23 protein-coding genes are annotated in these 25,339 nt (G+C 63.6%); 7 read left to right on the forward strand and 16 right to left on the reverse strand.

What is annotated here, in order from left to right; translation table 11 throughout:
* Positions 1–78: 78 nt before the first annotated feature.
* The 4 genes from BLW48_RS35075 to BLW48_RS24985 are packed head-to-tail and all read left to right on the forward strand — an operon-like array spanning position 79 to position 4,487.
* Positions 79–813, forward strand: a complete 735-nt coding sequence (locus BLW48_RS35075; protein ID WP_101952297.1) for a DUF3348 domain-containing protein — start codon at positions 79–81, stop codon at positions 811–813.
* Entirely contained in the window at positions 810–3,167 is a 2,358-nt protein-coding gene (locus tag BLW48_RS24975) for a DUF802 domain-containing protein (RefSeq protein ID WP_093178083.1), read from the forward strand. The genes BLW48_RS35075 and BLW48_RS24975 overlap by 4 nt, the downstream gene beginning before the upstream one ends.
* Positions 3,167–3,817, forward strand: a complete 651-nt coding sequence (locus BLW48_RS24980; protein WP_093058182.1) for an OmpA family protein — start codon at positions 3,167–3,169, stop codon at positions 3,815–3,817. The genes BLW48_RS24975 and BLW48_RS24980 overlap by 1 nt, the downstream gene beginning before the upstream one ends.
* Positions 3,818–3,845: 28 nt before the next feature.
* Positions 3,846–4,487: a DUF2894 domain-containing protein gene (locus BLW48_RS24985; RefSeq protein ID WP_256330916.1), complete on the forward strand. Its 642-nt coding sequence runs from the start codon at positions 3,846–3,848 to the stop codon at positions 4,485–4,487.
* 31 nt (positions 4,488–4,518) lie between these two features.
* Here BLW48_RS24985 and BLW48_RS24990 read toward each other — a convergent pair whose 3' ends face one another.
* The 6 genes from BLW48_RS24990 to BLW48_RS25015 form a co-directional block, all read right to left on the reverse strand.
* Complete coding sequence (locus tag BLW48_RS24990; protein WP_093178086.1) at positions 4,519–5,046, reverse strand: YcxB family protein; 528 nt, start codon at positions 5,044–5,046, stop codon at positions 4,519–4,521.
* Positions 5,047–5,057: 11 nt separating this feature from the next.
* On the reverse strand, positions 5,058–5,585 hold the full coding sequence (locus BLW48_RS24995) for a C40 family peptidase (RefSeq protein ID WP_093178088.1): 528 nt from the start codon (positions 5,583–5,585) through the stop codon (positions 5,058–5,060).
* A gap of 126 nt (positions 5,586–5,711) precedes the next feature.
* Positions 5,712–6,002, reverse strand: coding sequence for an HU family DNA-binding protein (locus BLW48_RS25000; protein WP_093058078.1), 291 nt, complete (start codon positions 6,000–6,002; stop codon positions 5,712–5,714).
* A 193-nt stretch (positions 6,003–6,195) separates the two neighbouring features.
* On the reverse strand, positions 6,196–7,872 hold the full coding sequence (locus tag BLW48_RS25005; RefSeq protein WP_177142401.1) for a tannase/feruloyl esterase family alpha/beta hydrolase: 1,677 nt from the start codon (positions 7,870–7,872) through the stop codon (positions 6,196–6,198).
* A 71-nt stretch (positions 7,873–7,943) separates the two neighbouring features.
* A complete protein-coding gene (locus BLW48_RS25010) occupies positions 7,944–8,159 on the reverse strand; it encodes a hypothetical protein (protein WP_093178092.1) in 216 nt (71 codons plus the stop codon).
* Positions 8,160–8,175: 16 nt separating this feature from the next.
* Positions 8,176–8,799, reverse strand: a complete 624-nt coding sequence (locus tag BLW48_RS25015; RefSeq protein ID WP_093178094.1) for a DUF938 domain-containing protein — start codon at positions 8,797–8,799, stop codon at positions 8,176–8,178.
* A gap of 219 nt (positions 8,800–9,018) precedes the next feature.
* Here BLW48_RS25015 and BLW48_RS35665 point away from each other — a divergent pair, with 219 nt between their 5' ends.
* From BLW48_RS35665 to BLW48_RS35080, 3 genes are all read left to right on the forward strand, one after another.
* A complete protein-coding gene (locus BLW48_RS35665) occupies positions 9,019–10,725 on the forward strand; it encodes an HNH endonuclease (protein WP_218137522.1) in 1,707 nt (568 codons plus the stop codon).
* A gap of 149 nt (positions 10,726–10,874) precedes the next feature.
* Entirely contained in the window at positions 10,875–11,045 is a 171-nt protein-coding gene (locus BLW48_RS25025; RefSeq protein ID WP_256330917.1) for a KTSC domain-containing protein, read from the forward strand.
* 69 nt (positions 11,046–11,114) lie between these two features.
* A complete protein-coding gene (locus tag BLW48_RS35080; RefSeq protein WP_143047779.1) occupies positions 11,115–12,641 on the forward strand; it encodes a P-loop ATPase, Sll1717 family in 1,527 nt (508 codons plus the stop codon).
* A gap of 15 nt (positions 12,642–12,656) precedes the next feature.
* On the opposite strand, the gene BLW48_RS25030 is transcribed toward BLW48_RS35080, so the two are convergent.
* The 10 genes from BLW48_RS25030 to BLW48_RS25075 form a co-directional block, all read right to left on the reverse strand.
* Positions 12,657–12,926 (reverse strand): hypothetical protein, encoded by a 270-nt coding sequence (locus BLW48_RS25030; RefSeq protein ID WP_093178097.1) that lies wholly within the window; start codon positions 12,924–12,926, stop codon positions 12,657–12,659.
* A 346-nt stretch (positions 12,927–13,272) separates the two neighbouring features.
* Positions 13,273–13,914: a response regulator transcription factor gene (locus tag BLW48_RS25035; protein ID WP_093178098.1), complete on the reverse strand. Its 642-nt coding sequence runs from the start codon at positions 13,912–13,914 to the stop codon at positions 13,273–13,275.
* Positions 13,911–15,302 carry a cache domain-containing protein gene (locus BLW48_RS25040; protein ID WP_093178100.1) on the reverse strand — a complete coding sequence of 464 codons (1,392 nt, stop codon included), beginning with the start codon at positions 15,300–15,302 and terminating at the stop codon, positions 13,911–13,913. The genes BLW48_RS25035 and BLW48_RS25040 overlap by 4 nt, the downstream gene beginning before the upstream one ends.
* A gap of 59 nt (positions 15,303–15,361) precedes the next feature.
* Positions 15,362–16,348: a hypothetical protein gene (locus tag BLW48_RS25045; protein WP_093178102.1), complete on the reverse strand. Its 987-nt coding sequence runs from the start codon at positions 16,346–16,348 to the stop codon at positions 15,362–15,364.
* A gap of 45 nt (positions 16,349–16,393) precedes the next feature.
* A complete protein-coding gene (locus BLW48_RS25050) occupies positions 16,394–17,623 on the reverse strand; it encodes an MFS transporter (protein WP_093178104.1) in 1,230 nt (409 codons plus the stop codon).
* Positions 17,624–17,722: 99 nt separating this feature from the next.
* A complete protein-coding gene (locus tag BLW48_RS25055) occupies positions 17,723–18,649 on the reverse strand; it encodes a VTT domain-containing protein (protein WP_256330910.1) in 927 nt (308 codons plus the stop codon).
* 128 nt (positions 18,650–18,777) lie between these two features.
* Positions 18,778–20,175: a heavy metal sensor histidine kinase gene (locus BLW48_RS25060; protein WP_093077206.1), complete on the reverse strand. Its 1,398-nt coding sequence runs from the start codon at positions 20,173–20,175 to the stop codon at positions 18,778–18,780.
* Positions 20,172–20,894, reverse strand: a complete 723-nt coding sequence (locus BLW48_RS25065; RefSeq protein ID WP_093058627.1) for a heavy metal response regulator transcription factor — start codon at positions 20,892–20,894, stop codon at positions 20,172–20,174. Before BLW48_RS25065 ends, BLW48_RS25060 begins: the two co-directional genes overlap by 4 nt.
* A gap of 51 nt (positions 20,895–20,945) precedes the next feature.
* The gene (locus tag BLW48_RS25070; protein WP_093058626.1) at positions 20,946–24,116 is read right to left on the reverse strand and encodes an efflux RND transporter permease subunit; all 3,171 of its coding nucleotides are present in this window, start codon (positions 24,114–24,116) and stop codon (positions 20,946–20,948) included.
* Positions 24,113–25,339, reverse strand: coding sequence for an efflux RND transporter periplasmic adaptor subunit (locus BLW48_RS25075; RefSeq protein WP_093178107.1), 1,227 nt, complete (start codon positions 25,337–25,339; stop codon positions 24,113–24,115). The genes BLW48_RS25070 and BLW48_RS25075 overlap by 4 nt, the downstream gene beginning before the upstream one ends.

Below are 25,339 nucleotides of genomic sequence, written 5' to 3' on the forward strand. Positions count from 1 at the left end.
GGCAGGCCTTCGAGAGAGGGCCCTGTTGTAGACTGCGAGGTTTTTCGAAGAGGTGCGTTCAAGCGCGTTCAGGAGGTTATGGGGCAAGTTTCAAGGCGCACAGGTTTCAACGGCTCGGCGCTCATTCGCTTGCTTTCACGACTGACCGACATCGACGCTCGCGAACCCGCGCAACCCACCGCTGACCGATTGAGCCAGTGGTTCGGCTGGACCGATGCCATCTCGCTGTCAGCAGCGCTCGACGGCGCACCGGCAACAACACAGGCCAGCACGCGCGCTCCCCGCAACACCGAAGAAAGCGAATGCCAACGCGTGCGAACCGCGCTGGCAAACGCCATCGTCGAAGACACCACCTTCGGCACCAGCAAGGACGCAACGCCAGACTTCACCCCCTATCGCCGACGCTACCTCGCCCGGCAACAGGCGATGGAAGCAGGCGTCGGCTCTTTGCGCAGCCGGCTGCGCTCGGCGCTGGCGGCAAAGTCGCCGTCCATGGCCCGGCTCGCGTCCGTGGACGTGGTCATGGCGCAGGTGCTGGAGGCGCGAGAGCACAGCCTGCTGTCAGCCGTGCCAGGCATCCTCGAAAAGCACTTCGAGCGCCTGCGCAAGGCCAGCCAGGCACCAGACGTGCCGGACCTGCCGGACGGCGAACCAGAGACAGATAAAGACAACAGTGCCCAGCCCGACGAAGCGTGGCTGGCCGTGTTCCGCAAGGACGCCCAGGACGTGCTGCTCGCCGAACTGGACTTTCGATTTCAACCGGTCGAAGGGCTGCTCGAAGCCCTTCGCACCCAGGCCACCAGAACTACATGACCCGATTCCTTCAATACGCTGTCTTTGTCGCAGGCCTGGCCGTCGTTGGCTGGGTGGGCGCCGGATACATCGGCACGAACCCGCTGGCGCTGGCCGTTACCGTGATCGTCGGCGCGTTCTACATCATGGGCGCGCTGGAGCTGCACCGCTTTCAGCAGGCCACGGCCACGCTGACGCACGCCGTGGCAGACCTCTCTTCCCCGCCCGAGAGCCTCGGCACATGGCTCGGCCAGCTGCACCCTTCGCTGCAGAACGCCGTGCGCCTGCGCATCGAGGGCGAACGCGTCGGCCTGCCCGGCCCGGCGATGACGCCCTACCTTGCCGGCTTCCTCGTGTTGCTTGGCATGCTCGGCACCTTCGTGGGCATGGTGGTCACGCTCAAGGGCACCGGCCTGGCGCTGGAAAGCTCGACCGACCTGCAGACCATTCGCGATTCGCTCTCCGCCCCCGTGAAGGGCCTGGGCCTTGCCTTCGGCACCTCGGTGGCAGGCGTGGCCGCATCGGCCATGCTGGGCCTTGCCTCGGCACTGAGCCGGCGCGAACGGCTGCAGGCCGGGCAGATGCTCGACACGAAGATCGCGACCGTGCTGCGCGTCTTCTCGCTCAGCCACCAGCGTGAAGAGTCGTTCAAGCTGCTGCAGCAGCAGGCCCACGCCATGCCCGAGCTGGTCGGCCAGCTGCAGGCCATGATGCATGCGATGGAGCGGCAGACCCAGGCGCTGAACGAACGCCTCGTCAGCAGCCAGGACCACTTCCACAGCAAGGCCGAAGCCGTGTACGGCAGCCTCGCTTCTTCCGTCGACCAGTCGCTGAAGCAGAGCCTGACCGAAAGTGCACGCGTCGCCAGCGCGGCGATACAGCCTGTCGTCGAGGCAACCATGGCCGGCATCGCGCGCGAAACCGCCACGCTGCACAACACCATTTCGCAAACCGTGCAGCAGCAGCTCGACGGCCTCTCGAGCCGCTTCGAGGCCACCACCACCCGCGTGGCCGACACCTGGAAGACAGCCCTTACCGAGCACCAGCGCACGACCGAGGCGCTGTCGCAAGACCTGCGCGGCTCGCACGATCATTTCGCGCAGACCTTCGAGCAACGCTCGGCCGCGCTGGTAGACAGCGTTTCCGCCCGCCTCGAAAGCACCGTGAGCAGCGTGTCGGACACCTGGGGCAACGCACTCGCGCAGCATCAGCGCGTCAGCGAGAAACTCTCGGGCGATTCGCACCAGGCCCTGTCGGCAGCCGCTGCAACCTTCGAGCAGCATTCCGCCTCGCTGCTGGGCACCGTGGACCAGGCGCACGCAAAGCTGCAAACCGAAATGGCATCGCGCGACGAACAGCGCCTCTCGGCTTGGACGCAATCGCTGACAGCCATGGCCGCGTCGCTCCAAGACCAATGGCAACAAGCCGGCGCGCACAGCACGAGCCAGCAGCAACAGCTGCTCGACACCATGGCGCAGACCGCGCGCGAGATGTCCGCGCAGACCGAAGCGCATGCGAAGAGCACCGTCGCCGAGATCGCCCAGCTACTGCAAGCCGCAGCCGAAGCACCGCAGGCCGCGGCCGAAGTGATGTCCCAGATGGCATCGCGCGACGAGCAGCGCCTCTTGGCATGGACGCAATCGCTCACGGCCATGGCAGCCTCGCTGCAACAGGAATGGCAACAGGTCAACGCACACAACGCAAGCCAGCAGCAGCAGCTCTTCGACACAGTGGCGCAGACCGCACGCGACATGACGGCACAGACCGAGGCGCATGCGAAGAACACCGTGGCCGAAATCGCGCAGCTCCTGCAAGCCGCTGCAGAAGCACCGCGGGCCGCAGCCGAAGTGGTGACCGAGCTGCGCCAGAAGCTCGCCGACAGCATGACGCGCGACAACGCAATGCTGGAGGAACGCAGCCGCATCCTCGAAACGCTGGCCACCCTGCTCGATGCAGTGAACCACGCATCCACCGAACAGCGCACAGCCATCGACACGCTGGTGTCCGCATCGGCGGACCTGCTGGAGCGCGTCGGCAGCCGCTTCACTGAAAAGGCCGATGCCGAGTCCGAGAAGATGGCCGCCGTTGCCGCGCAGATCACCGGCAGCGCCGTCGAAGTGGCCAGCCTGGGTGAAGCCTTCGGCCTCGCAGTGCAGATGTTCAGCCAGTCGAACGACAAGCTCGTGGGCCACCTGCAGCGCATCGAAGGCGCGCTGGGCAAATCCATTGCGCGCAGCGATGAACAGTTGGCCTACTACGTGGCGCAGGCCCGTGAAGTGATCGACCTGAGCATCATGTCGCAGAAGCAGATCGTCGAAGACATGCAGCAGATCGCCAGCAGGCAGCAGCAAGCACCGGTGGACAGCGAAGCATGATGCGCGAAGAGCTCGACGCCAGCTTCGACGAGCCGGGCGTGCCGGTGTGGGCGGTGTTCGGCGACCTGATGGCCGGCCTGCTCGGAGCCTTTGTGCTCATCCTCGTTTGCGCGCTGGGCATGCAGCTGGAGCTTGCGTCGAAGCTGGAAACTGAAGTCAAGCAACGGCAGGCCGAGGCCAAGCGCCTGCAGACGCTCGAACAGGCCCTTGCAGGGCCGCTCGCGGCCGGCCGCGTGACGCTGGCCAACGGACGCATCGGCATCAACGGCAGCGTGCTGTTTGCCTTCAACTCCGCGGAGCTGCAGCCCGAAGGCCGGCAACTGCTGAAAAGCCTGGCTGCACCGCTGACCGCGTACCTCAAGTCGCGAGACGAGATCCTGATGGTGAGCGGCTTCACCGACGACCGGCAGATGCGCGACAACGCACGCCAGTTTGCAGACAACTGGGAGCTGTCGGCCCAGCGCGCGCTGACGGTAACGCGCGCACTGATCGAGGCCGGCATTCCGTCGTCGTCGATCTTTGCGGCCGCATTCGGCTCCGAGCAGGCAGTGGCGTCGAATGCCGATGCCGACGGGCGCTCGAAGAACCGGCGTGTGGAGATGGCGCCCACGCCGCGCCCTTCCAACGCCAACACGAAGCCCCGTGACTGATCAAGAGACTTGCCGCGACACCGGCGCGATGGTCGCCGCTGCGCTCGCGCGTGGCGATCAGCGCTTCGACCCTGTGCGCTTTCGTGTCATCGAGGCGATGGCCAGGCGCGCGACTGCGCACGGCGGCGAAGCGCGGCGCATGCTCGACGACAAGGTGGTCGCACTGCTGGCCGCGTATGGCGAGGATCTTGAGAAAGCAGCGCCTGCGGACGTTGCGAAGGCGCAAGCAGCAACGACTGAACGCGGTGCACTCGCCGCGCTCGTCGACCACATCGCCCAGCACGCGCCGGTCATGGATGCCAGCCCGACCGCAACAGGCAAGGCGACGCCCGCCACCTCTTCTGTCTCTTCTGCCTCGTCGCCCTCCACAGAACTGAAGTCGATCCGCTACTTCAAGAGCACCTGGTCCAAGCTCAGCGCCGACCGGCGCCTGACGCAGTCACTGGCAAAGGTGCCCGAGAACGCCGGCCCCCTCAACTCGCATCACCTCGTGCACCGCTCGCTCACGCTGATGCGCGACCTCTCGCCGGAGTACCTGAACCGGTTCATGTCGTATGTCGATGCGCTGTCGTGGATCGATCAGTTGAATGGCGCTGCTGCAGCGGCAGCAAATGCGGCGAGCCCGCGCGCCGAAAGCCCGAAGAAGAGCGGTCGCGGCAAGGCCAGCTGAGGCCGGAGTCAACCGAAGCAAGGCCCTTGCCTCAGGGCTTGTTCTTCAGATGCGAAGTCAGGCGCTCGAACTCGTCGGCAAACGATGCAACGGCAGAACGAGGAAGCACGACCGCCTGCATCTCATCGGTAAAGAGATAGTGGTTCACGTCGTCTTCCTCGCGGGCCATGAAGCCCGCCCACAGAAGTTCTGACCGCATCGTTGCGGACTGGATCGTCAGCGCGCTGTCCGTGATGCTGACGGTCTGGGGCGAGAGAAACATGCCATTGGGGGCAAACATGTGCTTGCGCCAGAGCGCCTGGGAAACATGAGGCAGCGACACCAGCAGCAGAAAGACGATCATCACAAGGTACGCCATGAACCGGAGATGCGGCAGCTCGGCGTAGTCGTCCAGCACGCGCACGTACGCCGCGACCAGCAATCCGACGCCCACCCATACCGCCGCGCGCAACATGAACAGGGTGGACGACAAACCCGGCTTGCGGCCAACGCGACGACCGACGACCTTCTGAAGGCGCGCGAAGTCTGTCGGAGTGAGGGTGAACGATGCTGCCGACATGCTTGCCGGACTCAAGGCCGCCGCGCCTGCACCGTCTGGCGCGACCAATAAACGCCATCCAGCCGATCAAGCCGCACCACGCCGCCAGTCGATGGCGCATGCACGAAGCGCCCCCCGCCCACATAGATGCCCGCGTGCGACGGCGTGGACGGGCCGAAGAGCACGAGATCACCCGTGCGAAGCTCGGACATCGACACCGGGCTGCCGAAGCCGCTCATCCGCGCCACGGTGCGCGGCGGCGACTCGCCTACGCTGTTGAGATACACATAACCGATGAGCCCGCTGCAATCGAAGCCACCATCGGGCGTGTTGCCGCCATAGCGATACGGCGTGCCAACAAGGCCGAGCGCATGGATTGCGACGCTGTTCGATTGTTCGTCCGTCAGCGTGCTGCTGACGGCGGGCCCTGGCCCTTGTCGTGGCCCCGATGGGCTTGCACAGCCCAGAACCAGGAGGCAGGCCCCTGTGAAAAGGAGCCGAAGCAGCCACTGCTGCAATGTGCGGGATTGTTGCGTTGATGGCACAGGCGCGTCGTACATGTCGGATGGCTGGGCTCGTGAACGTGCACGAACTCTAGCGCGGAATGTGACGGCTTCCTGAAGATGAGGCCCTCCGAGGCCCGCGCTGCTGCGCCGACGCAACGGAGGGAAGAGAGGAAAAAGCGCTTACTGGCCTGCTGCAGGCGTGTTGACAGCGTCTTTCAGCGCCTTGCCGGCGGTGAACTTGGGCGCCTTGCTGGCCTTGATGGTCATCGGCTCGCCGGTCGACGGGTTGCGGCCCGTGCGCTCGGGGCGGCTTGCCACGGCGAAAGTGCCGAAGCCGATCAGTTGTACCGTGTCGCCGCTGGCGAGGGCGCGCGACAGGTTGTCGATGGCGGAATCGAGCGCGCGGGCAGCGTCAGCCTTGCTGAGGTTCGTGTCCGTGGCGATAGCGGCGATGAGGTCGGTCTTGTTCAAAACGGGGGTTCTTTCTTCAATCAGTAAAACGGTTGGGGGAAAAGTCCGTGACGCGAAAACGCACCGGGCTCGAACTTTAAACGCCCCACCGGGGGATCGAGACACGCATGCGTTTCAAAAGTGAAACATCGTGATCGATGCACGATGGTGCACGAAACTCGAGCACAAAACCCGATGGAAAGTACCAACGATGTCAGGACGCCCTGCAGCTGAAGTTTGCCGCGTCATTCATCGAAGCACCCGCAGCCCCCGTGAACATCGGCCATGCCGGCCAGCGGCACATCGGCCGCGAGCGGTTGGCGTTCTGGTTGTTGTCGACCGAGGGAATCGTTTCAGGCGCCTGCCCCTTCTCGACCCAGTTGTCGAGCACCGCGAGCCCGTCATAGCCGAGCCGGTACGGGCCCATGCCGTGGCCGAAGCCCGGCACGCTGTAGAAGCGAATGAATGAATCGACACCCGCCTGGCCGAAGGCGGCGACCTGGCGACGGTAGTAGTCCTCGGTGTTGTAGGGGCTGATGAAATCGTCTGCCGTGCCATGCGTGAGGATCAGCTTGCCGCCCCTGGCGCGAAAGGCCTCGAGGCTCACTGTCGTCACGTCGGTGATGCTGCCCAGCTGCTGCAGCCGTGCCCTGTAGCGTGCCGGCTCATAGCGCAGCGCATCGAGCGACGGGTTGCGCGTGGCGAAATACTTGGCGTGCGCCGCACCAATGGAGAACAGCAACGCATCGGTGGCGGCCGGCGGGTTCGATGGCACGCGCGATGCGCCGAACGACGACACCGAGAACACCGCACCTTCGAGCACCGGCCAGCGCGGAAACACCTGCTGCCCCGCAACCGCAAACCCCGCGTCATAGGGCGATGCGATCTGCCGCACGGCCGCGATCTGCGCATCAGACAGGCAGAAGTCGCCGTTGTCAGCGCCACCAACGCAACGCAGCGTGGCCTTCACCTTGTCGATGTTGAAGACCACGTTGCAGGCCGCGACATTGCCGATGATCCCGTCCTTGGCGCCATCGAGCCCGTCGCAGGCGGCATACACCGCGTTGACGAGCAGCGTCTTCTTGGCCGGGTTCATCCAACCCGCGCCGCCATTGGCATACAGCGCCTTGCCGACATGCAGCGACGCCAGTTGCAGCATCGTGATGTTGTATGCCGGGTAATTGGCAATGGCCCCGTCGTAGTCGGCGGCGTAGCGCGCCGCGGCATCGAGCGCCTCGTGCCCGCCCTGCGATCCACCAATGAAATAAAAGCGCCGTGGCGCCGCACCATAGCGCTGCCGGATGATCTCCAGCGCCACGTCGTGCGTCTTCTTGACCGACTGCTGGCCGTAGTTGAGAAGCGCCTCTTCGTTCAGCGCGAAATTGCCGTCGAAGTTGCCCGTGCCCTTGTGCCCACCGTCACTGCCCAGCGTGACATAGCCCTGGCGCAGCGCGTTGGGTGTGCCGTTGGGCTGCGCGGTGTAGGCGCCCAGGCCGGTGACGAGCGTGCCGTCATAGCCACCACCGCCCATCTGCAGCGCACGGCGGTTCCAAGCGGTGGGAAGGTTGACCTGGAACTCGAGGCTGGGCGCCGATGCACTCACGGGCAGCACGACGCCCTTGACCGCGCAGTACTCGCCATTGGGGTTGTCCGCGGCATTGGCGGGGACGAAGCTCGCAGATTGAACGACCGCACCCGAGCTGGGCTTGCCGATGGCGGAGGCCGCGATCTTCATGTCTTGCAGCGCCGTGCATGCGGCTTGCGCCTGGGCCGTCTGGGCGGGCGTGATTGCGGGCTCGCTGACAGAGGCGCATCCGGCGAGTGCGGCTGCGGTGGCCAATGCGGCCAGGCTGAACGATGCGCTGCGCCTGCGGGAATCTGGAGTTGCCATTTGTCGCCTGTCTGAGTTGTTGTTGGACGGGCGGCAATGCGCCCAAGCCGCATGTTGAGCCATCGGCCGCGCTACCGCCGGTACAGCCAATTGCCAATCAACCCACCGGCAACGACACAAAGTGCCTGCACGAATATGGCAATCATGAAGGAATCGGAGAGATCGTACTCACTGCGTGCCACGTTCATTTCATGCCAATGGCCGATGGCGACCAGGATGACGTTTGAAATGAATCCAAGCAGCAGTGCGCCTGCGGCGATGAAAAGAATCCGAAGAGCTACGTTCATGGCGCGTACGCTGTATTCACTGGAAGCCGAAGACCAACAGCAAGTTGTTCGCGGGCATCGCATGCCGCTCGCGCAACGTGAGACCTGATCGGTTCGCCTCTGCTGTTACGTCCTCAATGCGACGAATGCCCCATGCGGGATTTCGGGCGCGCAAGTCTTCGTCGAATGCCAGGTTGCTCGGCACCGTTGGGACTTCATCTTCGAAGTAAGGCCCGTACGTGATGAGCAACCCGCCAGGAAGCAGATGCCGCGCGGCCCCTTGCATCAGGGCGGCGCATGTGGCCCAAGGCGCGATGTGCAGCATGTTGGCGCAGTAGATCGCGTCGAACTTTTCTTCTTGAGTGAATGCGGGGCCCTGCGATGGCCATTCAGGGGCCATCACGTCGAGCAGGAGCGGCGGGCGGAGAGTGGGTAGTGCGGCTTCTGCGACTCGGCTTGCGAGTGCGGGGAGCATGCGGGCATCTGCGTCGGTGGGCTGCCAGATCCATTGGGGCATTGCTGCTGCGAACCAGGCGGCGTGCTGGCCTGTTCCGGATGCGATCTCTAGTGCGGCGCCATGCTCGCTAAGGATACGGTTCAGTACGTCGAGGATGGGCTGCTTGTTGCGGTCGGCGGCGGGGCTATTGGAGAGGTCTGACACTCGGATTGGCCTCCTTGGGTAGTTGTGATTCGAAAGGGGTTCTGCAAACGGTCATCGTAGACGCTGCCCGTCCTCAATTGAGGGCGCTTGGTCTGGCATACAGCATCCCCAATTCATGGGATGGGTTAACAGATGTTGCCGAAATGGTGCTGTGGCGTCTAGCATCTCACCAGAAGAAGCCCTTGAAGTTCCGCGAATGAATCTGGGAGATCGCAAAAAATGGATGAGAAGAATTTCCGCACTATTGCGAATCTTGGAAGCTGGAAGGAACTTGAGCAGTTCGAACAAAATGCCGTGCGCAAGGGAGCCTTGACGCCCGAAATTCGGCATGCTCTTGAGCGACGATCAGTTGATCTAGGGCGATCTCTTGTGGCGCAGAAGACTGGGCTCGACCTTTCCGGCCTTAGTCCCGCCGAAGAAAAGGTTGTCCAGGCAGTGAGCCGATATGTGGCGATCAAGCATTCGCAAGGTAGCCACGCCTCCAGAACCTTCGGCCAACTGAGAAATCACGGACTTCTCGGAGCCGCAGAAAGTGCTGTTGGACGGGCAAGTCCCACGGAAGGATTCAAGACTCTTACTGAAGCGAATCAGAGCGAGATTTCCTACGAACACATTATCCTGGACCATCCTGAAGAGTTCAGCGCGAGAGCGATCTGGTATTCGCGGCGTGCACTTGGGTTAGCCAACGCCTCTCCCACACCGCCTGTACTAAAAAACGGCGAGACACAAACTCGAACCACCGCCCTCGTGCAGTGGTTGAGAGCAGCCGCCAAGGCAAACGACGGAGTCATTCCCCCTTTCAGCAATGAGGAGGCGGCGGCTGCGATCGGCATGAACGACATAAAGACCCATGGACGGGTGCATGGGAATATCCAGTCACGAATCGATTTCGCGTGCTATCGAGTTGGACTTCCTCCACTCGGACTCGCCGCGGACGAACCATTTGCACAAGCTTGGTCATCCCAGAATAGGAATTGGGACTACCAAATCAACGCCATGCAGAGAGCTGCACAGCGAAAGGAGTGGTCTGATCACGATTTCGACGATGTACAGCGTGAATCCGAACGACTGCCAGGGCAAGCTCACTTGCTCTGGAAGGATGCACTTGCAACGGAAGAGGGCCAGATCAAAGCATGGACTTTTAGCTTTGGGAGCGATGTAGACCCGATCGCGGGAAAGACGACTGACACTCCGCGAAACGCGCTTTGGTCTCGAGATGAACTGATTCTTGCGCTCGACCTGTATATGCGGAATCGAGCATTTCCACTTGCCAAAGGGGCACCTGAGATCGTCGAACTCTCACAGATGCTCAATTACCTCGGGGCCGTATTGGGACAGAACACCAATGGAACCTATCGTAATGAAAACGGCGTCTATATGAAGCTAATGAACTTCCGGAGCCTAGACCCAGAGTACACGGCCAACGGCAAGAAAGGCCTGTCGCGAGGAAACAAAGATGAAAGCAACGTCTGGGATCAGTTTTCCGAAAACCCAGTGCGACTGGCTGAGATCGCTCAATTTATCCGAAGCGGCATCACGGAGTACGCGAACGACGTAAACCTAGCGGGACCGGACGAACCAGGAATCGAAGAAGCAGAAGAAGGAAAAGTCGCGACGCGAGTGCACCGCTATCGCGAGCGCGACAGGCGGCTCGTCGAAGAGGCGAAGGCCCACGCGTTGAAGAAGTATGGACGACTTTTCTGTATTGCCTGCGCGTTCGACTTCTCAAAGCGATACGGCGACGCGGGTGCGGGAATCATCGACGTGCACCATACCAAACCAGTCCACACAATGAAGCCTGGAGAGAAGACCAAAGTCGCCGATCTGGCGCTCCTTTGCTCAAATTGCCATCGAATCGTTCATTCAAAGCGAAAGTGGCTTACTGTGGAACGAGTGAGAGAGATATTGAGCCACGAGCACACATGAGAACTCTCTCACTCAAACTTCACCGTTGGAGGGATAGCTTCTTAACAGTAGGTAAGACTTTCACGCCCGACGGACGATCGTTATCGGCTGAACCTTGACTTTGAAATAGAGGGAAAATCATGCAGATGATCAGTGTGAACTCGTCAGCAATGAGCGCAGTAGGCTATGACCCAGAGCGACGGCATATGAGAATCACCTTCTCTCAGGGACATACGTATGACTTCTGCGGAGTTCCGCAGCACATATTCGATGGCTTGATCCGAGCCGCATCTAAGGGCAGCTACTACAACGATCATGTCAAAGATCGCTATGCCTGCTGACCCTCAACAGTATCGCGCTCGGAGTATTCATGCTGAGCTACGTGTTCACAACCACGAAGAAACCACAACATGGCAAAAAGACACTTAGAGAAGCTCCTGTCGTTCTGTCCAACTGGCACAGCAGAAGGAGAAAGAGGAATCCGGCATGGGATCTTCGTCCAGTTTTCAACTTGGACTTCGCTTGTAGTGCCGCCGGCATTCAGTCCAATCGTTCTAGTAGGAAAGAAGGGATGCGGCAAATCCATTCTTGTTGATTTCTCCGTAGACGTTCTTGAGGCGAAGGGAATCCCATGCGCCAAGCTCCGCCCCCGCGATCTTTCGTTGGATGATGTGCCGGAATCCGCTTCCGTATCACAAGCACACTCGCACGCCTATACAGTCTTAGTCAAGGCAGCTGCAATCGCGCTTGGCGAACGGTTAAGTGGGTTGCTAAAAAAAGCTGAGATGACTGTATTTCAGGCAGCAATTGAAGCCGGAGCAGCTCGACCTGACCTTATTTCAAAGGCAGCCAAATTCTTGCCGAAAGTGGCCAAAGCTGTTGCGGACGTGGATATCGCGAGCCTACTTCCTGATCAACCCAAAGAGATCGTCGCAAATTTAGATAAATCCCTTAAGACAGCTTTGATTGAAAGTAAGTCACCAAAGGCCGTCTACATTTTTCTCGATGACACGGATCAGGTTGCCTCGCCATCGCGACCCGGTCAGCTCAATAGGATTTGGGGGCTATTGCTAGCGGCACGCGAGCTTGCTGAACTCAGTCCAGAAATACGCTGCATCATCACACTACGTGAGGAAGTTTGGATTCGCATCGCGAACGATACGGCAAGCCAACGAGATCAGACTGATCATTTCTATAGCCTGATTCGAAAACTGGATCCCACCGCAGAGCAACTCAAGCTTATTGTCCGAAGGCGTCTTGATCTAGCCAAGCAAGCTGCAGGTGAACCGGCCTTCGTAGAACGATATTCGCCCTTCTTCGAGGGGACTCGACCGCATATGCCTCTCAGCGATGTCGTGACAAGTTGGGAAGACCTGATCGTCACGCGATCACGCGGTAGACCTCGAGATTGTGTGCAACTGCTTCATGCACTTGCGAAGTCCGCACTGGACCAGGAGAGCGACAAGGTAGTTGATTCGCAGGTAGCACCTGTGGTGAAGGCTTTCTCAGAAAGTAGAGTGGACCTTCTTGCACAAGAGACTGAGCAGGAACTCCCTGCACTCAAGGACGTAATAAAAACTTTCGCTCGTCGTGAGATCTATGACGAAGGTTCATTCAAGGCGTCTTCAGCGAAGGTACTTTCGCACTTGAAGCTAGTGCCATCAATGTTTAGCCTGCGACTTTTTGGTGTCGCCTTGCATTCAGATTCAAACGAACATGCGTTGCGGGTTCTTGCGTTCCTGTTTCGCGTCGGTTTCCTGAATGCACGGCGATCACGTCCAGGCGGGAGATACGTGCACATCTCACCTTCCGACGAACCCAACCTAGTGAGCGAGACGAGCCGCAACGATCTCCAGTCAGTCTCGTGGGAAGTACATCCCGCATTCCGAGATTTTCTTATCTCTCATCAAGCGGAACTACTTCACCGACGATCTTGACCGCACTAGGCGCGCTCACATCTGAATTGGAACGCCCTGCTCTCGCGCGCTCTCCTGAAACAACTCCACCGCCTCCCGCGCCAAATCAGAAGCAATCCAAAGCAGATTCTCCCGATGCGCCTCTCCTGCGTCCTGGAACCATCCATCCCCTGCGCCGTAGAAGCACCACAGCAGTGAGTTCAACTGCTCCAGCTTGTTCTCAAGAAGATCGGACGGATCCCGTGCCGTGGCGGTCGCGTCCGCAGATGCCGGCCTCGCAGGCCCGGCCATAATTCGTTCAGCCATTTGGTGTGCTCTCTTTCCAAAGTTAATGCACGTCACTTGGTTAGACGGTCAAGGTGTTCGCGCACCTTGGCCGTCGCCTTTTGTGCCTCACGTTCGCATCGATGCGCGTCGCACCGATAGCCCGCCGTGAAGCGAAGCGGTTCATTCATTCATCTGGTTGTTGGTGTTGGTTGTGTATGCCGCCTTCCTCACCCACATAGCGGGTCGTTCAATCACAGGGGCATTCACTGTAGAGAAAACCAGCCCGGCGCAGGAAGAAACTTCTGCCGAGAATTTCTCGAATAGCTCAGGTATTCGCCGGGCGCCAGCGCCAATACACAAAGCTCTGACAGTCAGTCGCTGAAGTTCACGAGCGCTGCCTAAACTCCCGCGCGTGCTCCACCGCGTATTTGATGAGCTCCGCCTGCCCTTCAATGCCCAGCCGCCGCTTGATGCTCTGCCGGTGCGCCTCCACCGTGCGCACGCTCAGCCCCAGGTCACGGGCAATCTGCTTGCTCGACTCCCCTCGCCCCAGCGCCGAAAGAATCTCGCTTTCGCGCGGCGTTAGCAGCGGCCGCGGCTCCTGCGTGCGAAACAGCTTCTTCGACACAGCCGGGCTCAGGAATGTGCCGCCGGCCGAAACGGCCTCGATGGCCGCGACTATCTCGGCCGCGGGCGCGTCTTTGAGCACATAGCCGCGCGCGCCCACCTGCAGTGCCTTCTGCACGTACTCGGGGTTGTCGTACATGCTGAGCATCACGATGTGCGTCGCGGGTTGGCGTTGCAGCAGCAGGGCTGCGAGCTCGATGCCGTTCATGTCCTTCATGCCGACGTCCATCAGCATCAGGTCGGGCTGCACGCTGTCTACCTGCGCGAGCGCTTCGGCCGCGCTGCCGGCCTCGCCGACGATCTCCAGGTTGGGCATGGAGCCGAGCCGGGCGCGCAGGCCGTCGCGCACCAGCGGATGGTCGTCGACAAGAAAAAGCCGGATGGTCTTGGTCGTCGTCATGTGATGGATGCGGGCGCTTCTTCGGCTGCCCTCGCGCTGCGGGTCGGCACTTCGGCCTCGATGGATGTGCGCCCTGCGTTGCTGCACATGATGAGCCGCCCGCCAATGGCCTCCATGCGCTCGCGCATGTTGCGCAGGCCAATGCCGCGCCGGGGGTCGAGCTGCACGGCCTGTATGTCGAAGCCGGTGCCGTCGTCGCTCACTTCGAGCCGCACGCCTTCTTCTTCGTCGAAGTGCAGCGCAATGTTCACGTGCTGCGCGTGCGCGTGCTTGCGCACATTGGTCAGCGCCTCTTGCGTCAGGCGGAAGAGCGCGGTCTTCACCTCGGGCTGCAGCTCGAATGATTCGCCGCCCATCATCATCGACGCGTCGACGCCGCCCTCTTCCCTGAACTCGTCGACCAGCCGCTCCAGCGCGGCGGGCAGGCCCAGGGTGTCGAGCAAGGCGGGGCGCAGCCGGTGCGATATGCGGCGCACTTCAATCAGCGAATCGTTGAGCCGCTGCAGTGCCTTGGCCAGCGCGGGTGGTGTGGGCTGACGCTGGCGGTCGAGCGATTCGACTGCCGATTCGATCAGCAGCTTGGCCGACACCAGCGTCTGGCTGGTGCCGTCGTGCAGTTCGCGCGCGAGGTGGCCGCGCTCTTCTTCCTGCGACTGCACCACGCGCCGCGCGAGCAGGCGCAGCTTGGCTTCCGCGGTGCGGTGCTCGCTCAGATTCAGCAGCAGGCCGGCGGCGCTGACCACGCCGAGGCACAGCGCGGCAATGCCGGCTATCCACAGCAGGGTGGCGGTAACGTTGGCGTTCATCTGCCGGTCGAGGGTGTCCATGGTCGACTGGATGTCGTCGAGGTACAGGCCGGTGCCGACCATCCAGTTCCAGCGCGGCATGGCGGTCACGTAGCCGAGCTTGGGCGCCATCTGCGCGCTCGACGGCTTGCGCCATTCGTATTCGACGTAGCCGCCGCCGTTTTCTTTCGCGCCCTTTATCAGCTCCTGAATGGTGTAGCGGCCGTGCGAGTCGCGCAGCTCCCACAGGTTCTGGCCAACCAGCTCGGGCTGGCGCGAGTGCATGAGGGAGTTGCCCTCCAGGTCGTACACGAAGAAGTAGCCATCGTCGCCGTAGTTGAGCGAGGCCAGGCGGCGCAGGGCCTCGTTGCGGGTGGCTTCGTCGTCCTGGCCTGACTCGTACAGCGGCAGCAGGTTGCTCACGGCCAGTTCGACATAGCTGCGCAGCTCGCTGCGGCGCTGGTCCATGTAGCTGCGCTCGATGAGGGCTCGCTCGCGCTGGGCGAGGTCGTGCTCCTGGTGGCGCACCGCGAGGGCCACCAGCACCAGTGCGATGAGCAAAGGTGCAACGGCCAGCGCAACGATCTTGGTGCGGAGATTCATCGGGTGGCAAGGCTACCACTGAGCACTTTCGCCCCGGCTCCCCCGTGGGGCCCGGGCGTTCAGCCTTGCGGGTTCATCGCAGGCAGCAAGCCTCGATCGCTCAAGGCGTCCAGCAACGCCTCCTGATCGGGCCCGCCTTCCAGTATCAGATCGAGCCTCTTTCCCGACTCCGGGCGAATGGTCATGAAAGTGAATTCGTAGCCGATACCGCTGGCACGGCGACGGCTGACGCGAGCTCGCAGCAGGTCGAATTGCCAAGCACCGTCGATGCTGCGCAGCCGCGTGCCGTCGAGTTCGAAGGCTCGCACCTGCGAATGCGAAAAGGTGCTGATCTGCGAGACAGGAATGGCCCAGACCAGCCACGCGATCAGTGGCATGAGCACGCAGAGGCCCACCATGGTTTTCATGAATCCTGCATCTGGCACGTTGAGGAGCAACGCGATGCCTGCGGCGCCAGCCAACGCATACCCCGCCCAGATCCAGGCGAGAAAGCATCGCCAGCAAAAAACCATGGCGCGGCTTTGCAGAGTGCCCGCTTGCGTTGCCTTGACGCTGCTTCTCAGCGCGAGATAGTGGTTGATGACCGGCGCCAGTTCATCGACAGGTGCCGTCAACATCAGCTTCTTGAATGGCCGTGTGTGAACGATCAGATAGTTGTCGCTGTCGGGAATCCCTTCGAGGGTCAGCACGTCGATCCAATCGACATGGCCAAGCCCTTGCACGGAGAAACCGCCTTCGCCGATGTCGACACGCGTGCATTCGTTGAACGCCTTTGCCCGGCCTTTGGCCGATTGCAGCCAATGCGTTTCGACCCAGATCCATGCACGCACGACGAACACCAGGCCCACCAGCCACAGCGCCATGAGCGCAAGCATGGCCACCATGTCGCGCGCGATGTACCAGCCCTTCGCATCCAGGTCGATAACCCATGCAGCCCCTGCGACCATCAATGCGGAGTAAGCCACGCAAAGCATCAGGATGGGCCAGATACCGCTCGCGTCGGTTTGGGTTACCTGAATGGACCGCGAAAAAATCGGCGAGCTCATTGAATGCAAACGCAAAGCGAACGAGTCTACGGTCGTTTGCGTCTGCTACCTGCCGACGGGCACGGCCGAAGGTTGCTGGCGGAACTCGGTCGCGTAGTAGAGCAGCGCCAGCAGCACATAGCCGCCGCCCAGCAGGCACAAGCCGCTCCATCCGTGGAAGGCATACACGGCAGCTGCAATGCCCGAGGCCACTGCGGCGCAGATGAAGATGAAGGTCATGAACAGCCCATTGAGCCGGCCACGCAGTTCGGGCGCCAGCATGAACAGGCTGCGGAAGTTGAGCACCTGGCACAGCTGCACCGCCCCGTCGAGCAGGATGCCCCCCGCGACCAGCCCGGCCAGCGAGTGGTAGTGCATGGCGATTGCGCCGAGCACGAAGGAAAGCAGTGCGACGACGATGGCGGCTCCTGTGGCGGGCCGCGTCAGCCCCCTGTCGGCCAGCCGGCCCGCCAGCGGTGCCATCAGCGCGCCGGCAGCACCGGCCAGTGCGAACAGCGCAATGCCGCGCTGCCCCATACCGAACTCATGCACCAGCGCCAGCGGCACGGCCGTCCAGAAGGCCTGGAAGCCGGAGAACATCATCCCCTGGTAGAAGCCGCGCCGGCGCAGCAGCGGCGTGTTCCACACGATGCCGGGCAGCGATGCCATGGTGCGCGCATAGCCCACCGAGGCATGCGGCTGCCGCTGCGGCAGCACGCGCCACAGCACGGCGATGAGGGTGGCCATCAGAACGGCCGACAGCCAGAACACCGCGCGCCAGCCCAGCGCCGATGCCACCACGCTGGCAAAGGGCCGCGCCAGCATGATCCCGCCCAGCAGCCCGGCCATGATGTTGCCGACCACCTTGCCGCGCGTGGCCTCCGGCGCGAGGTGCGAGGCGAAGGGCAACAGCACCTGCGCCGCAACCGCGCATGTGCCAACCACGAAGGAGGCAGCAAGAAAGGTAACGGCCGAGTCCGAGAGCGCAATGCCCACCAGCCCGATAACCGCGCCGAACAGCGCACCGACGATGAGCCTGCGGTTCTCGACCACGTCGGCCAGCGGCACCAGCAGCAGAAGGCCGGCGCCGTAGCCGAGCTGGGTGAGCGTCATGATCAGGCCGGCCAGCCCGGCGTGCAGCTGCAGCGTGTCGGAGATGGGGCCGATCAGCGGCTGGGCGTAGTAGATGTTGGCCACGCACAGACCGCAGGCGATGGCGAAGACCAGCGTGAGCGCGGGCGTGAGGCCTGTTGCGGTCGAAGCGGCCGGAGAGGCTGTGGGAGCGGAAGAAGACACGAGGAGTCCCGGTTGCCAGTTGCGAAGGGGGGTGGGCTTAGGGGTTAACCCGAAGCCCGGGCACCTTAGCACGCAGGGCCGATTACTGCAGGCGCGAGGTCAGTCCACGCTGGTGGGCCGGCCCGAGGCCACCCATGCGTCGAGCCCACCGGTCAGCGGCAGGGCCCGCCGCGCACCGCGCGCCAGCAGCACGCGTGCAGCCTGCGCGGCCGACACCTCGTTGGGGCAGTTGCAGTACAGCACCACGACGCGCCCGGATGCATGCGACAGGTCGAGGCTGCGCTGCTGCAGCGCCTTGAGCGTGTACGCCTCTGCACCCGGAATGCGGCGCGGGTCGACCTGCATGCCGGCCTGGCCGCGCACGTCGATCACCAGCGGTGGCTCTTCCCCGTTCAGCAAGTCGTGCAGCTCTTCCACCGAGATGCGCGGCATGCCCGTGAGCCGCATGAAGGCCCGCCGGCGCCAGTAGCGCACCGCGAGGATCACCAGCAACAGCACCCCCAGCGCGGCCGTGGCAATGCCGCCGGCCTGCGCCATGACGGCCAGCACTTCCTGGATCTGGTTGCGGAACACCCAGCCCAGCCCGAGGAAGAGCCCCGTCCAGACCAGCGCTGCGCCAATGTCGAAGCCGATGAAGCGCCGCACCGACATGCCCAGCGCTCCCGCCATGGGCGGCGCCACCACCGACACGCCCGGCACGAACTTGGCGGCCACGAGCGACATGCCGCCCCAGTCGGTAATGAGCGATTCGCCGCGCCGCACGCAGGTGTCGGGCGACAGCGAGATGCGGCACAGCAGGCGCATGAAGCGGTAGCCGAAGCGCCGTCCGGCATAGAACCACGCACCGTCGCCCAGCAGGTTGGCGACGACCGCGGCCGCCACCACGCCGGGCACCGAGACATCGCCCGCCGCCAGCAGCGCACCCGTCACCACCAGCACCGCGGCCGCCGGCACCGGCAGCCCAAGGCGTGCGGCAAAACTGGCGGCAAACACCACCAGGATCGCGTTCTGCACAAGCAGGGACATCAGCTGCGCCATGGCTGCCCTTGTCCGGATGCTGGATGAATTTGCGGTGGTTGCGTGCGGTTCATGCGAACCGCGATTCTCGGGCATGGCCCAAGAACGTACTGGGCACAGGCCATTGGCGGGCGGCTTCAGCCAGCGAGTTTTTCAGGGGGGCGCGCCACGCTGAAACCAAAGGTGTTCAGGCCGCCTTCGCTCGATGCGCTCACCTGGCCTCCGTGCATGCTCGCCACCGCCTTCACGATGGCCAGCCCCAGCCCGTGGCCGTGATGCTCGCCGCCGTCGTTGCGTGCGGCATCGACGCGGTAGAACCGATCGAACAGGTGCTGCAGATGCTGCTCGTCGATGGGTGCGCCCGGGTTCGACACGGTGATCCACGTCGAGGCGGCTTCTTCGCGCAGCGTCACGGCAATCTGTGCCCCCGGCTTCGAATGCTCTATGGCGTTCTGCAGCAGGTTCGACATGGCGCGGCGGAACAGCGCGCTTTCCAGCCGCGCCTCGGCCAGCACGTCGCCCTCGATGGCGACCTGCGTGCGCGTCTCGTCGAGCACGAACTCGAAGAACTCGATGGTCTTGCGCACTTCCTGCGCCACGGGCGTGAGCACCAGCCCGGTCGCCACTTCGCCGCGGTCGGCGCGCGCGAGGAACAGCATGTCGTTGACGATGGAGCGCACGCGCTCCAGGTCTTCGAGGTTGGCCTGCAGCACCTCCTGGAACTCGCCCGCGCTGCGCTGGCGCGACAGCGCCACCTGCGTGCTGCCGATGAGGTTGGCCAGCGGCGTGCGCAGTTCGTGCGCCACGTCGGCGTTGAATGATTCGAGCTGGCCGTAGGCCTCTTCGAGCCTGTTCAGTGCACCGTTGAAGGCCTCGGCCAGCGCCGAGAGTTCGACCGGCAAGGCCCCCGACTGCAGCCGCTGCGACAAGGTCTTGGGCCGCAGCGCCTGCGCCTCGGCCGAAAGCCGCTCCAGCGGCCGCAGGCCCACGCGCGCGATCCAGTAGCCGGCAATGGCCACCACCAGCGCCGACCCCAGCCCGAGCGCGGCCAGCGCGGTCAGAAAGGTCTGGCGCGTGCGCGCATAAGGCTCGGTGTTGCGCCCGACGATCAGCCGTACGGCCGGCCGCTGCGCATGGGGCTCGATGTGCACGGACAGCGTGCGAAACGGCCTCTCCTGCCCCGGCAGCACGACGCTGCTGGTGTGGCCGTTGGCCTCGCGCGTGAGCCCGTCGATTTCGGCCAGGCCCTTGCCGTACTGGAAGCGCGGATCGTCACTTAGCACCCAGAAGCGCACGCTGCCGTCCTCTGGCGTGAGCGCGTCCATGCGCGCCTGCACGCGGGTCCAGCGCTCGGGGGTGTCGATGGCCTTGATCCAGAACTGCAGGCTCTTGAGCGTGGTGTCGAGCTCTTCGTACTGGTGCCGGTCCAGCTCGCGAATCAGCACCCTGTGCAGCGCGAAGCCGGTCAGCGCAAAGGTCGCGAGCGCCGCCGCGGCGAACATGATGACCAGCCGCGCGGTGATCGAGCGCTTCACGGTGCGGCGCCCTCCCCCTCGGCGGTGTTGCTGTCGCCGTCGCGCACTTCCATCACATAGCCCATGCCGCGGATGGTGTGCAGCAGCTTCGGGCTGAAGGGCACGTCTATCTTGTCGCGCAGCCGCTTGATGGCCACCTCGACCACGTTGGTGTTGCTGTCGAAATTCATGTCCCACACCAGCTCGGCGATGGCGGTCTTCGACAGGATCTCGCCCTGGCGCCGTGCCAGCACGGCCAGCAGCGCAAACTCCTTGGCCGTGAGGTCGATGCGCGTGTTGCCGCCACCACTGCCACGAAAAGCCTTGCGCGCCAGCAGGTCGACCTGCAGGTCGGCAATGCGCAGCTGCATCGGCTCCTGCTTGCGGCCACGCCGGTTCAGCGCCTGCAGCCGCGCCAGCAGCTCGAGAAACGAGAAGGGCTTGACGAGGTAGTCGTCCGCGCCTTCGTGCAGGCCCTTGATGCGGTCTTCCACGCTGTCGCGCGCGGTGAGCATGATGACCGGCGTCTGCTTGACGGCACGCAGCGCGCGCAGCACCGAGAAGCCGTCCTGCCCGGGCAGCATCACGTCGAGCACGATCACGTCGTAGTCGTGCGTGAGCGCCAGGTGCTGGCCGTCGATGCCGTTGTGCGCCATGTCGACGGCGCAGCCCTGCTCGGTCAACCCCTTGGAGAGGTAGTCCGCGGTTCTCAGCTCGTCTTCGACTATCAGGATCTTCATGGCGTTTTTGTCTCTGTCTCCGTCCCTGTCCGTGATGTCAGCCGGCGCTCATCAGTGCGCCTCGGCCGGCACCGGGGCCTTGCCTTCCTTCGCTGCCTTGCGGGCCTTGCGCGCTTCCTTGCGATTCATGTACCAGTAGTGGGCACGGTCCAGGTAGAGGTAGACCACCGGCGTGGTGAACAGGGTGAGTGCCTGCGAGAGTATCAGCCCGCCGACCATCGCGTAGCCCAGCGGCCGGCGCAGCTCGGAGCCCGAGCCGTGGCCCAGCATCAGCGGCAGGCCAGAGAGCAGCGCGCACATGGTGGTCATCATGATCGGGCGGAAGCGCAGCAGGCAGGCCTGGTAGATGGCGTCGTGCGGCGACATGCCCTGCTCGCGCTCGGCCTTGAGCGCGAAGTCGATCATCATGATGCCGTTCTTCTTCACGATGCCGATCAGCAGGATGATGCCGATCAGCGCAATCACGCTCAGGTCGTAGCCGCCTGCCATCAATATCAACAAGGCTCCCACGCCGGCCGAGGGCAGCGTCGACAGAATCGTCAGCGGGTGGATGTAGCTCTCATACAGCAGGCCCAGCACGATGTACACCGCCACCAGCGCAGCCGCGATCAGGTAGGGCTGCGAGGCGAGCGAGTCCTGGAAGGCCTGCGCCGTGCCCTGGAACGAACCGGTGAGCGACTGCGGCAGGCCCATCTCGGCCTGCGCCTTGTTGATGGCGTTCACCGCGTCGCCCAGCGCATGGCCCGGCGCGAGGTTGAACGAGATGGTCACCGCCGGGAACTGGCCCTGGTGGCTGATCGACAGGTAGGCCGTCTTGCTGGTGTCCACCTTCACGAAGGTCGACAGCGGCACCTGCTGTCCGGTGAGCGGCGAGTTGAGGTACAGCTTGCTGAAGAGCGACGGGTCTTGCTGCAGCTCGGGCGTTACCTCCAGCACCACGTGGTAGCTGTTGAGCTGCGTGAAGTACTGCGCCACCTGGCGCTGGCCGATGGCGTCGTAAAGCGTGGCGTCGATGGTGGCGGGAGAAATGCCGAAGCTCGACGCGCGGTCGCGGTCGATGGTGAGCACGGCGGACGCCGCGGCGTTCTGCTGGTCGGAGGCCAGGTCGGTGATTTCTGGCAGCTGCTTGAAGCGCGCGAGCAACTGGGGTGCCCAGGTGTTGAGCTCGTCGAGGTTGGCGTCAGTCACCGTGTACTGGTACTGCGTGCGCGAGGCGCGTCCGCCCACGCGAATATCTTGCCCGGCCTGCAGGAACAGGTTCACGCCTTGCACCTTGGCGAGCTGCGGGCGCAGGCGCGTGATGATCTCGTCGGCGGTGGCGGTGCGGCCTTCGTCCTTGGGCTTCAGGCTGATGAAGAAGTTGCCGGTGTTGTAGGTGGACGAGCTGCCGTTCATGCCGAAGCCGGTCACGTCAGGGTCCTTGCGCACCACGTCGGCCAGCTCGAGCATGCGGGCGTTCATCGACGCGAAGGATGCGTCTTGAGCCGACTCGGCAAAGCCCGAGATGAAGCCGGTGTCCTGCTGCGGGAAGAAGCCCTTCGGGATGATCGCGAACAGCACGCCGGTAGCAGCCACCGTGGCAATGAACACCATCAGCGTGATGAACTGGTGGTCGAGCACCACGTGCAGCCCGCGCTTGTAGCCGTTGAGCATGGCGTCGAAGCCGCGCTCGAACAGTTGGTACAGGCGCCCGTGCTTGTTGCCGTGCTCGTTCTTCAGGAAGCGCGAGCACAGCATGGGCGTGAGCGTGAGCGAGATCACCACGCTCACCACGATGGTGAGCGTGACCGTTACCGCAAACTCGCGAAAGAGACGCCCCACGATGCCGCCCATGAGCAGCAGCGGAATGAACACCGCCACCAGCGACACCGAGATCGAGATGATGGTGAAGCCGATTTCGCTCGCGCCCTTGTAGGCGGCCTCGACGGCCGACATGCCCTCTTCCACGTAGCGGTAGATGTTCTCCAGCATCACGATGGCGTCGTCCACCACGAAGCCGACCGCGATGGTCAGCGCCATGAGCGAGAGGTTGTCGAGGCTGTAGCCCAGCAGGTACATCACCGCCACCGTGCCCAGCAGCGCGAGCGGCACCGTCACGCTGGGAATGAGCGTGGCCGGCACGTTGCGCAGGAACACGAAGATCACGGCCACCACGAGCGCGATGGTCAGCAGCAGCGTGAACTCCACATCCTTCACCGAGGCGCGAATGGTCTGCGTGCGGTCGATGATGGCGTTGACGTCCACCGTGGGCGGAATCGACGCCTTCAGCCGCGGCAGCGCGGCGTTGATGCGGTCTACCGTTTCGATGACGTTGGCGCCTGGCTGCTTGGTGATGGCGAGCACGATGGAGCGGCCGTTCTGCACGTTGCTGCCTTCGGGCGCGGCGGCGCCTGCGTAGGCCCAGCCGGCGATCTTGGCGTTCTCGGGGCCATCGACCGCCACGCCCAGGTCGCGCACGCGAATGGGCGCGCCGTTGCGGTAGGCCAGCACCACGTCATTCCATGGCTGGGCCTTCAGCAACTGGTCGTTGGTGTAGACGGTGAAGCTCTGGTTCGGCCCGTCGATGGTGCCCTTGGGCGCATTGACGGTGGCCGAGGCAAGCACGGTGCGCACATCTTCAAGGCTCAGGCCAAGCGCAGCGAGCTTGGCCGGGTCGACCTGGATGCGCACGGCCGGCTTCTGCACACCGCCGATGTTGACCAGGCCCACGCCGGAGATCTGCGAGATCTGCTGCGCGAGGATGTTGTCGGCGTAGTCGTTCACCTCGGTGAGCGGCAGCGTCTTCGACTGCACCGAGAGAATCAGGATGGGCGCGTCGGCCGGGTTCACCTTGCGGAAGGTGGGCGGGCTCGGCAGGTTGGCGGGCAGCTGGCCGGTTGATGCGTTGATGGCGGCCTGCACGTCGAGCGCGGCGGCGTCGATGCTGCGGTCGAGGTCGAACTGCAGCGTGATCTGCGTGGAGCCGAGGCCGCTGGTGGACGTCATCTGCGACAGCCCCGCGATCAGCGAGAACTGCCGCTCCAGCGGCTGAGCGACGTTGGAGGCCATGGTTTCCGGGCTCGCGCCCGGCAGGTTGGCCGAAACCTGGATGGTCGGAAAGTCGACCTGCGGCAGCGGCGCCACCGGCAGCAGCGGAAACACCGCCGCGCCGACCAGCAGGATGGCCAGCGCCAGCAGCGTGGTGCCGATGGGGCGCTTGATGAATGCGGCGGAGATGCTCAATTGCTGCTCCCGCTGGCGGCCTTCTTGCCATCTTTGCCATCTGCATTCTTGGCGGCGGGCGGTGGCTCGACGATGGTGGCGCCGGGCTTGAGTTTGTACTGGCCGTCGACCACCACGCGCTGGCCGGCCGTCAGGCCCTTGTCGACGACTGCCGTGCCGTCGGCGATCTGCACCACGTGCACGGGCACGTTCTCGGCCTTGTTCTCGGCGTCGACCACCCAGACGTAGGTGTTGTCCTGTCCGCGCTGGATGGCGGCGGCGGGCACGGTGAGCGAATCGGGCCTGCGGTCTAGCTGCAGCCGCACGTTGACGTACTGGCCTGGCCACAGCGTGTGCTGCGGGTTGGCGAAGCTGCCCTTGAGCTGCACGGTGCCGCTGGTGGTGTCGATCTGGTTGTTCAGCAAGATCAGCTTGCCGGTGCCCAGCATCTGCGCGCCGCTGCGGTCAAAGGCCACCACGGAGAGCGGCTGCGCGCTTTGCTGCTGCACGCGGTTGATGTCCTGCACCGCGTCTTCAGGCAGCGTGAACTGCACGGCGATGGGGTCGATCTGGTTGATGACGACGAGGCCGCTGGTGTCGGTCGCGTGAACGATGTTGCCCGGGTCCACCAGCCGCGCGCCGACGCGGCCGTTCATGGGCGACGAGATGCGCGTGAAGCTCAGCTGCACTTCGGCGAATTGCACCTGCGCCGCGTCGTTCTGCACGGTGGCTTCGAGCTGGTTGACCAGGGCCTTCTGCGTGTCGACCTGCTGCTGCGTGGCGGCGTCTTGCGAGAGCAGCGTGGTGTAGCGCTTGAGGTCGGCGCGTGCATTGACGAGCGTGGCCTGGTCCTTCGCCTTGGTGGCCTGCGCCTGCGCGAGCTGGGCCTGCAGCGTGCGCGGGTCGAGCTGCGCGAGCAGTTGGCCGGCCTTCACGTCCTGCCCTTCGACGAAGCCGACCTTGTCGAGCTGGCCATCGATGCGCGCCTTGACGGTAACGGTGGCCATCGAGGCGACGGTGCCGATGCCCGAGCGATAGACCTGCACGGTCTGCGGCGTGACGCGTGCGGTGGTCACCTGCACCGGCGGAGTCTTGGGCGCATCGGGCTTGGCTGCGTTGGCCGCGTGGTGGGTGAGCGCCCAGGCGCCGCCGCCCAGCACGACCACGAGCGTGGCGGCCGCGAGCCAGGTGGAGCGGCGTTGGAACAGGGGGTGCGTTGTGGTGGTGTCTGCGGTCGTCGTCAT

The sequence above is a fragment of the Variovorax sp. YR266 genome (genome assembly GCF_900107295.1).
Lineage (GTDB): Bacteria > Pseudomonadota > Gammaproteobacteria > Burkholderiales > Burkholderiaceae_C > Variovorax.